The 8,827-nt window shown below is 56.1% G+C and carries 8 protein-coding genes; 4 read left to right on the forward strand and 4 right to left on the reverse strand.

Annotated features, from left to right (window positions below):
- The first annotated feature begins 100 nt into the window (after positions 1 to 100).
- The gene (gene yihA, locus N6G83_RS46020) at positions 101 to 745 is read left to right on the forward strand and encodes a ribosome biogenesis GTP-binding protein YihA/YsxC (protein ID WP_141971880.1); all 645 of its coding nucleotides are present in this window, start codon (positions 101 to 103) and stop codon (positions 743 to 745) included.
- Between the two features lie 518 nt (positions 746 to 1,263).
- Here yihA and polA read toward each other — a convergent pair.
- Positions 1,264 to 4,062 (reverse strand): DNA polymerase I, encoded by a 2,799-nt coding sequence (polA, locus tag N6G83_RS46025; protein ID WP_141971878.1) that lies wholly within the window; start codon positions 4,060 to 4,062, stop codon positions 1,264 to 1,266.
- 497 nt (positions 4,063 to 4,559) lie between these two features.
- Here polA and N6G83_RS46030 point away from each other — a divergent pair, with 497 nt between their 5' ends.
- Positions 4,560 to 5,456, forward strand: coding sequence for an acyltransferase (locus N6G83_RS46030; RefSeq protein ID WP_202670510.1), 897 nt, complete (start codon positions 4,560 to 4,562; stop codon positions 5,454 to 5,456).
- A gap of 42 nt (positions 5,457 to 5,498) precedes the next feature.
- Here the strand turns inward: N6G83_RS46030 and dsbA are convergent, their stop codons facing one another.
- From dsbA to N6G83_RS46045, 3 genes are all read right to left on the reverse strand, one after another.
- On the reverse strand, positions 5,499 to 6,122 hold the full coding sequence (gene dsbA / locus N6G83_RS46035) for a thiol:disulfide interchange protein DsbA (protein WP_004931264.1): 624 nt from the start codon (positions 6,120 to 6,122) through the stop codon (positions 5,499 to 5,501).
- 29 nt (positions 6,123 to 6,151) lie between these two features.
- The gene (locus N6G83_RS46040; RefSeq protein ID WP_197834467.1) at positions 6,152 to 7,138 is read right to left on the reverse strand and encodes a serine/threonine protein kinase; all 987 of its coding nucleotides are present in this window, start codon (positions 7,136 to 7,138) and stop codon (positions 6,152 to 6,154) included.
- Between the two features lie 98 nt (positions 7,139 to 7,236).
- Entirely contained in the window at positions 7,237 to 7,506 is a 270-nt protein-coding gene (locus tag N6G83_RS46045; protein ID WP_004931268.1) for a YihD family protein, read from the reverse strand.
- Positions 7,507 to 7,654: 148 nt separating this feature from the next.
- On the opposite strand from N6G83_RS46045, the gene mobA reads away from it, so the two are divergent.
- Together mobA and mobB are read left to right on the forward strand one after the other, a co-directional pair.
- Positions 7,655 to 8,245: a molybdenum cofactor guanylyltransferase MobA gene (gene mobA, locus N6G83_RS46050; RefSeq protein WP_202670509.1), complete on the forward strand. Its 591-nt coding sequence runs from the start codon at positions 7,655 to 7,657 to the stop codon at positions 8,243 to 8,245.
- Positions 8,242 to 8,760, forward strand: a complete 519-nt coding sequence (mobB, locus tag N6G83_RS46055; RefSeq protein WP_202670508.1) for a molybdopterin-guanine dinucleotide biosynthesis protein MobB — start codon at positions 8,242 to 8,244, stop codon at positions 8,758 to 8,760. Before mobA ends, mobB begins: the two co-directional genes overlap by 4 nt.
- The last annotated feature ends 67 nt before the right edge of the window (positions 8,761 to 8,827 follow it).

The following is an 8,827-nucleotide window of genomic DNA, read 5'->3' on the forward strand; positions in this document are numbered from 1 at the left end:
ATCGCGTCCCGCCGGTTAAAAACCGAGAAACACGCCATTTTTACCGCTGATGCAGTTATAATCGCCAACCAGTTAGCCATCCTCACGGAGACGAAAAATTTTGACCAGCAAGAATTACAACTATCATGTGACCCATTTCGTCACCAGCGCACCCGATATTCGCCATCTGCCGGGGGATGCAGGAATTGAAGTCGCCTTTGCCGGCCGTTCCAACGCCGGGAAATCCAGCGCGCTGAACACCCTGACCAACCAAAAAAGCCTGGCGCGCACCAGTAAGACACCGGGGCGCACCCAGCTGATCAACCTGTTCGAAGTGGAAGACGGCATCCGCCTGGTCGACCTGCCGGGTTACGGCTACGCCGAAGTGCCGGAAGAGATGAAGCGCAAATGGCAGCGCGCGCTGGGCGAATACCTGCAGATGCGCAACAGCCTGAAAGGCCTGGTGGTGCTGATGGATATCCGCCATCCGCTGAAAGATCTCGACCAGCAGATGATCCAGTGGGCAGTCGACGTCGGCACGCCGGTCCTGTTATTGCTGACCAAGGCCGACAAGCTGGCCTCCGGCGCACGCAAGGCGCAGCTCAATATGGTGCGTGAAGCGGTGCTGCCGTTTATGGGGGATATCCAAGTTGAAGCCTTCTCGTCGCTGAAGAAGATCGGCGTCGACAAGCTGCGCCAGAAGCTGGATACCTGGTTTAACGAGATCCCACCGGAAGTGCTGCCGGAAGACGAAACCGGCGAATAAGCCCAGGCTGAACGCCGGAGCCGATGCCTCACCGCATCGGCTTTTTTATGCCCGCAGTTCAGCCAAAGGCGGGATTTTTTGTTATCTAATTACAGTTTTGAAATAAAGCCATCATAAAAACTTATCGCCAAGGCGGGGCTTATCTCGCCGGATTACGCGAGTCGAAAGGATGGAAGCAGGAACGAAAAGCGGTGCGGAGCGATAGGAAAAACGTATGGTTTGCTGCTGTTTTTACAATAAAAAACGCCCCAGTCAATACTGACTGGGGCGGCTAAATATTCAGCCAAATCCGATTACGTGAAGTAAAAGGTCTGAAAGATAGAACATCTTACCTCTGTACCCTACGCCTGTAACTCTACATCATTTTTTCGCAGGGCAAAAGAATTTTTTGTAGTTTACTTACACAATTTGCGGCGCAAGAACGGCGAAGTTGGGGAAACTATCGCCGCATCTTGTAGCTTAATTACGAAAAGTGCTTAGGTTCTCGCCAGTTAGCACATCCGGCGATAAACCGGCGATCAGTGCGCCTCATCCCAGTTCATGCCGACGCCCACATCGACCTTCAGCGGCACCGCCAGCGTCATGCTGCCCTCCATCAATTGGCGGATACGTTGGCTGGCTTCTTCGATCACCGACTCATGCACCTCAAACACCAATTCATCGTGCACCTGCATGATCGCGCGCACCAACGGCGTCTCCTGCCCTTGCAACCAGGCGTCGACCTCGATCATCGCACGCTTGATAATATCGGCCGCCGTGCCCTGCATCGGGGCGTTGATGGCGGCACGCTCGGCCGCCTTACGGCGCATGGCGTTGCTGGAGCGGACGTCCGGCAGGTACAGGCGGCGCCCATCCAGCGTGCTGACATAGCCCTGTTCGGAAGCCTGCTGGCGGGTACGCTCCATGTAGTCCAGCACGCCCGGGTAACGCTCGAAGTACAGATCCATATAGCGCTGGGCTTCCCCACGCGGGATCCCCAGCTGACGGGCCAGGCCAAAGGCGCTCATGCCGTAAATCAGACCGAAGTTAATCGCCTTGGCGCTGCGGCGCTGTTCGCCGGTCACTTTATCCAACGGCACGCCGAAGACTTCCGACGCCGTGGCGCGGTGAATGTCTTTCCCTTCGGCGAAGGCCTTCAGCAGCCCTTCATCCTGTGACAGATGCGCCATGATGCGCAGCTCGATCTGCGAGTAGTCGGCCGCGACGATGCGGTAACCTTCCGGTGCGATAAAAGCCTGGCGGATGCGCCGCCCTTCTTCGTTGCGCACCGGGATGTTCTGCAGGTTCGGATCGCTCGAGGAGAGGCGACCGGTCGCAGTCACCGCCTGATGGTACGAAGTATGCACCCGGCCGCTGACCGGATTGATCATCAGCGGCAGCTTGTCGGTATAGGTGGTCTTCAGCTTCGCCAGGCCGCGGTATTCCAGGATCACCTTCGGCAGCGGGTAGTCGAGCGCCAGCTCGGCCAGCACCTCTTCGTTAGTGGACGGCGCCCCGCCCGGGGTTTTCTTCAGCACCGGCAGCTTTTGTTTTTCGTACAAGATAGCCTGCAGCTGCTTGGTCGACGCCAGGTTGAACGGCTCTTCCGCCAGCTCATGGGCCTGCACCTCCAGTTCCGCCAAACGCTTGGCCAGCTCCTGAGAGTGGGCCGACAAAATGGCCGGATCGATCAGCACCCCGGTACGCTCGATATGCGAGAGCACCGGCAGCAGCGGCATTTCAATCTCGTTGAACACCGTCAGCAGCTCTGCGCTCTGTTTCAGCTGCGGCCACATCGCCAGGTGCAGCTGCAGCGTGACATCCGCGTCTTCGGCGGCGTAAGGCGCCGCCTGCTCCAGCGCGATCTGGTTGAACGTCAGCTGGTTTTTACCCTTGCCGGCGATCTCTTCGAAGGTGATGGTTTTGTGGCCCAGATAACGATCGGCCAGGCTGTCCATATCATGACGGCCACCGACGCTGTCCAGCACATAGGACTCCAACATGGTGTCATAGGCGATGCCGCGCATCTCGATGCCGTAGCGCGCCAGCAGGCTCATGTCGAACTTCAGGTTTTGCCCGACCTTGAGCGCCTTCTCGTCCTCCAGCAGCGGCTTGAGCGCTTCCAGCACGTAGGTGCGATCCAGCTGTGGCGGTGCATCCAGATAATCGTGTGCCACCGGCAAATAAGCCGCTTCACCCGGCGCGATCGCGAAGGACAGGCCAATCAGATTGGCGGTCAGCGTATCCAGGCCATCGGTTTCGGTATCGAAGGCAAATACGTCGGCCTTTTTCAGCCGCGCCAGCCAGTCGGTGAAGGCCGCTTCATCCAGGATAGTGACATAACCGTCCTGGGACAGCTTGGCCTCCGCCAGCGCCTTAGGCGCTTGTTCAGCGACGGCCGGTTTGGCGGCGCCGGCAGCTTTCGCACCCGCGCCTTTCTTGTTTTCCAGCCATATGCCGGCTTCCACGTCCGCCAGCCAGCGTTTGAACTCGTACTGTTTGAACAGCTGTTGCAACGTATCGACATCCGGCTCGGACACCGTCAGCTCAGCGCAGGTCAGATCCAGCTCGACGTCGGTTTTGATCGTCGCCAGCTTATAGGAGAGATATGCGACCTCTTTATTCTGCTCCAGCTTGGCCGCCATGGTTTTGGCACCGCGGAAGCTCAGCGTGGCGATGCTTTCCAGATTGCCGTACAAGGCATCCAAACCGCCGATGCCCTGCAGCAACGCCTGGGCGGTTTTCTCGCCCACGCCCGGCACGCCGGGAATGTTGTCCGATGAATCGCCCATCAACGCCAGGAAGTCGATGATCAGTTCCGGCGGAATACCGTACTTGTCGCACACTTCCTGCGGACCGAGGATCGTGTTGTTCATGGTGTTGATCAGGGTGACGTTCGGTGTCACCAGCTGCGCCATATCTTTGTCGCCGGTGCTGATCAGCACCGCGTGGCCGGCCTTTTCGGCCTCCAGCGCCAGCGTACCGATGACGTCGTCCGCCTCAACGCCAGGCGTCACCAGCAGCGGTAGGCCCATCGCCTTGACCATGCTGTGCAACGGCTCGATCTGCGCACGCAGATCGTCCGGCATCGGCGGCCGGTGTGACTTGTATTCGGCGAACAGCTCATCGCGGAACGTCTTCCCTTTGGCATCAAACACCACGGCAACGTGGCTCGGTTGATACTGCAGCAGCAGGCTGCGCAGCATATTCAGCACGCCATACATCGCGCCGGTTGGCTCGCCCGCCGAGTTGGTCAGCGGCGGGAAGGCGTGATAAGCGCGGTAGAGGTAGGAGGAACCGTCAACCAGGATTAGTGGGTTTTCTGCAATCTGGGCCATAGCGTTTCTTTATCGTGATCGGACATAGGGGTAAGCATGCCATAGCTGGCCGTCGGAGACGAACCTTAGCGTGCATTGCGGACGAAAATGATGTGATGGTGCGCGAGGATCCGCAAGATCTTACCTGTGGATAACTTTGTGCATAGAAAAGAGACCGAATTATAACGCTACGATTATCGTTATAACGGCGAATAAAATTCCTATTTAAATCACCGCGTTAAAAGAACGAATTCCGGCGACGCTTTATTACTGGCTTTTATTGAATTTGTGGATATAACTTTCGCCGGATTTTAATCGCACTATTAATCAAATTCGGCGCCTCAATTACCCTAGCACAAGCTGAGAAAGTTGCACGAAAACTCAGCAAATGGTTATCCGATGAGACGAAAAACAGTGATTTTTAGCGGCGCTTTACCCCGACGATCTCTGTTAAAATAGACTTTTGTTCATGCGCTTTGGCATGCAACGATGTTCCCAACAACCGTCAGCCCATAACCATGCCAAGATTGTTAACGCCTGTTATCTTTATCATTTCCGTCATACTCACTATTCTGGTGACGGTATTGTGTTCCATCCCCATCACGCTGGCCGGCATCGTGAAACTCCTGGTGCCTATTCCCGCCGTTTGGCGATATATCTCGGCTTTCGCCGATTTCATGATGTGGTGTTGGTGCCAGGGGCTGGCGCTGTTATTGCGCATTAACGGGCAATTGCGTTGGGATATTGAAGGGCTGGAAGGGCTGGATCGTAAAAACTGGTATCTGCTGATCAGCAACCACGAAAGTTGGTCAGACATTGTCGTGTTGTGCGTGCTGTTCAGAAATCATATTCCAATGAATAAGTATTTCCTCAAGCAACAGCTCGCCTGGGTACCTTTTGTCGGCCTGGCCTGCTGGGCGCTGGATATGCCATTCATGAAACGTTACTCCCGTGCCTATTTGCTCAAGCACCCTGAGAAACGCGGCAAGGATATCGAAACGACGCGCCATTCCTGCGAAAAATTCCGCCAGCGCCCAACCACCATCGTCAATTTCGTCGAAGGTTCACGCTTCACCGAAGCCAAGAAAATTAAAAGCAATTCACCCTACCGCAATTTGCTGGCGCCCAAAGCCGCCGGCATCGCGTTTACCCTTAGCGCGCTGGGCAATCAGTTCGACAAAGTGTTGAACGTCACCCTGCTCTATCCGGAAAATAACCAACGGCCTTTTCTGGACATGCTGTGCGGTCGTCTGACGCGTATCGTGGTAAGAATTGAGACGTTGCCGATCGATGAAACCCTGCACGGGGACTACTTCAACGACAAGCAGTTCAAGCGGCGCTTCCAGCTATGGCTGAATACGCTGTGGCAGGAAAAAGACCGGTTGCTGGATAAATTGAAACGGCAATATGGATAAAAAAACGCCGGCAATGCCGGCGTTTTTCATGCTGAATCTGGCTTATTTCTGCTGGCTGAGGAATTTAACCACATCGGCGAACTGCTTCACGTAAGCGTCCATCGAGCTGGTGTCCAGGCCATCGTTTTTAACCATGTATTTGCCGTTCACAAATACCGCCGGCACACCGCGCAGCTGCAGATCCTCTGCGGCTTTCTCCTGTTGAACCACCAGAGATTTCACCACGAAGCTGTTCCAGGCCGCATCATAATCTGCGGCGGTCACGCCCGCTTTCACGAAGACGTTACGGATATCGTCCGGCGTTTGCACGGTCTGGGTTTTCTGCACCGCTTCAAACATCAGCGGGCTCACCTTGTCTTCCACGCCCAGCGCCATCGCCACCGCCCACGCCTGAGTCAGCTGTTTGCCCAGCGGCCCCAGGAACTCCACGTGGTACTTGGTCATTTTGGTGCCGGCAGGCAGCGCCTTTTTCACGTTTTCGGACACGTGATAGACCTGCTCGAACTGGTAGCAGTGCGGGCAGTAGAAGGAGAAGAACTCCAATACCTGCGGCTCGCCGGTCACCGGCTTGTCCAGAGTCACGTACTGAGCGCCATCGCTAAACTGTGCCGCCGAGGCACTGAATGCCATCACCATGCCAACGAGCGCCAACCATATTTTTTTCATAAGACTAAACTCTCCATTGTGTTAAAGCTTCAATACATTGGCGTCAGCTGCAGAGGAGGCTCCTGCAACAGCTTAACCTGTTCGGTGAAGGCCGCAGTCTGAGATAACCAGAAATCAGACTCCGCCATCCACGGAAAACTCTTAGGGAAGGCCGGATCCTGCCAACGGCGGGCGACCCAGGCCAGGTAATACACCATGCGCATCGCCCGCAGCGGCTCGATCAACGCCAGCTCACGCTGGTCGAACTCGGCAAATTCGCCGTACGCTTCCAGCAAGACGTCCAGCTGCATCAGTTGATCGCGCCGCTCGCCGTGCAGCAGCATCCACAAGTCTTGCACCGCCGGGCCGTTGCGCGCGTCATCAAGATCGACGAACAGCGGGCCGTCGCGCCACAGAATATTGCCCGGATGGCAATCGCCGTGCAAACGGCGCGGCTGCCAGTTCAGATGCCAATGCGGCTTGATCGCCGCGATCAGCTTATCCGTCGCCTGCAGGAACGCATCACGCTGCGCGGCCGGCAACAGCTCACAACCGGCCAACACCTGACGCGGGGCGGTGAGATACTCTTCAACCCCCATCGTCGGCCGCTCGGCGAACAAATGCTCACCACCGACCTGATGGATGCGCCCCAGGAAACGGCCCACCCATTCCAACTGATCTAGGTTGTCTATCTCATACTGCCGTCCCCCCACGCTGGGGAACAGGGTAAAGAAGAAACCGCCGTGCGTATGCAGCGTAGCACCTTGCAACGCCAGCGGCGCTACCGCCGGGATCTCCGCCTTAGCCAGATCCAGAGCGAACTGATGCTCCTCACCAATCTGCGCAGCGCTCCAGCGCTCCGGGCGGTAAAACTTCACCACGTAGCGCCGGCGATCTTCGTCCATGAACTGATAGACGCGGTTCTCGTAGCTGTTCAGCGCCGTCAGACCGGAGTCGACGCGCAGGCCAACCCCTTCTAGCGCGTCCATAATCAAATCGGGCGACAGAGTGTCGAAATTAAAAGCAGAGTTATTCATAACGTTCGTTTGATCGCTGACAGCATGGTGCCGGGAATGAGAAATAGTAGCATTAATGGCGCATTTCACGCGCTATGCTTTCTCGCACCGCACGAGGATCAGTCCTTGATAACGCCGCGAGCGCGCAACAGCGCCGTTTTAAAATCTTCTTCGTAATCTTTCTTCAGGCCCGGGATCTGATCCGTGCCGGCGCTACCGCGCATTTTCAGGTGGTAAATAAGAATATCATCGCTCAATTCAGACAACTCGCCCTGGAAGCCCGCTTCCTTGGCCAGCTTTTGCAAAAACTGCATCAAATTGAGATCGGGATCTTCCTGCCAGGCCGGGTGCAACAGCTCGATCAACTCATTTACGCGATGCGTTTTCATCTCAATATCGTCCAATAGCATGAATAAACTCACAAAGTAACAGGCTTACCCACGCAGTGAAAGAACCGGCTTGTCAATAAAGGTAAATCCTGATGTCACGCCGGCTTTAGCGCTACAATCAGCGCATCGACAAGGCGGGATAAACGAGATGCATAAAGAAATCAGCGGCGTAATTTTGGCCGGCGGACGAGCCACGCGTATGGGCGGTGAGGACAAAGGCCTGGTGTCGATTGGCGGTATCGCACTCTATCAGCATGTTCTGGCCCGGTTGCGGCCGCAGGTGGCTTCCGTCGCCATCAGCGCCAATCGCAATCAGGCACGTTACCAGGCAAGCGGTTTGCCGGTGATTGGCGATCTGATGCCCGATTTCGCCGGGCCGTTGGCCGGGATGCTCGCCGGGCTCAAACAGGTTCGCAGCGAGTGGGTGGTCTTCGTCCCTTGTGATGTCCCCGACTTTCCCGCCGACTTAGTCGCACAACTCTGGCGGCAAAAAGGCGCGGCGCAGGCGGCCTTTGCCAGCGATGGTGAACGAGATCACCCTACGCTGGCATTATTGCATACCCAAATAGCGCCGCAGCTGGCTGACTATCTGGCGCGAGGTGAACGCAAGCTGATGCTGTTCCTGCATCAGATTAACGCACAACGCGTGGTGTTCAGCGGGCAACAAGCGGCATTTCATAACCTGAATACGCCGGAAGACTGCCGACACTGGCAGCAAGCGCGAGAGCTAAAAAAATGAATCGTTCATTGCCCCCTTTACTGGCTATCGGTGCCTATAGCGGAACGGGAAAAACCACCCTGCTCAAGCAGCTGATCCCGATGCTGAAACAGCGCCAGGTGCGGGTTGGCCTGATAAAGCATACGCACCACGATATGGATGTGGATACGCCGGGTAAAGACAGCTATGAGCTGCGCAAAGCGGGTGCCGACCAAACGTTGGTCGCCAGCGATCGCCGCTGGGCATTAATGACCGAAACGCCGGAACAACAACCGTTGGACCTGCACTACCTGGCAGAGCGTTTTGATACCGATAAGGTCGATTTGATTCTGGTGGAAGGGTTCAAACATGAGCCGGTCAGCAAGATCCTGCTTTATCGGGCCGAGATCGGCAGACCGTTGGAAGACATGTTGGATCAGTTTGTCGTGGCGGTAGCCAGCGACCGACCGCTATCCATCACGACTAAGCAGCTGGATCTCAATCAACCGGAAAGCATCACCGATTTTATTGTCGAGTGGTTGAAAGGCGCAACCTAGCTGCGCTTTTTTGCGTTTTACGCACAGCAAAAAGCCCTGAACGTCAGTTCAGGGCTTTCGGCTTTAT

This window comes from Serratia sp. PL7 (genome assembly GCF_945957435.1).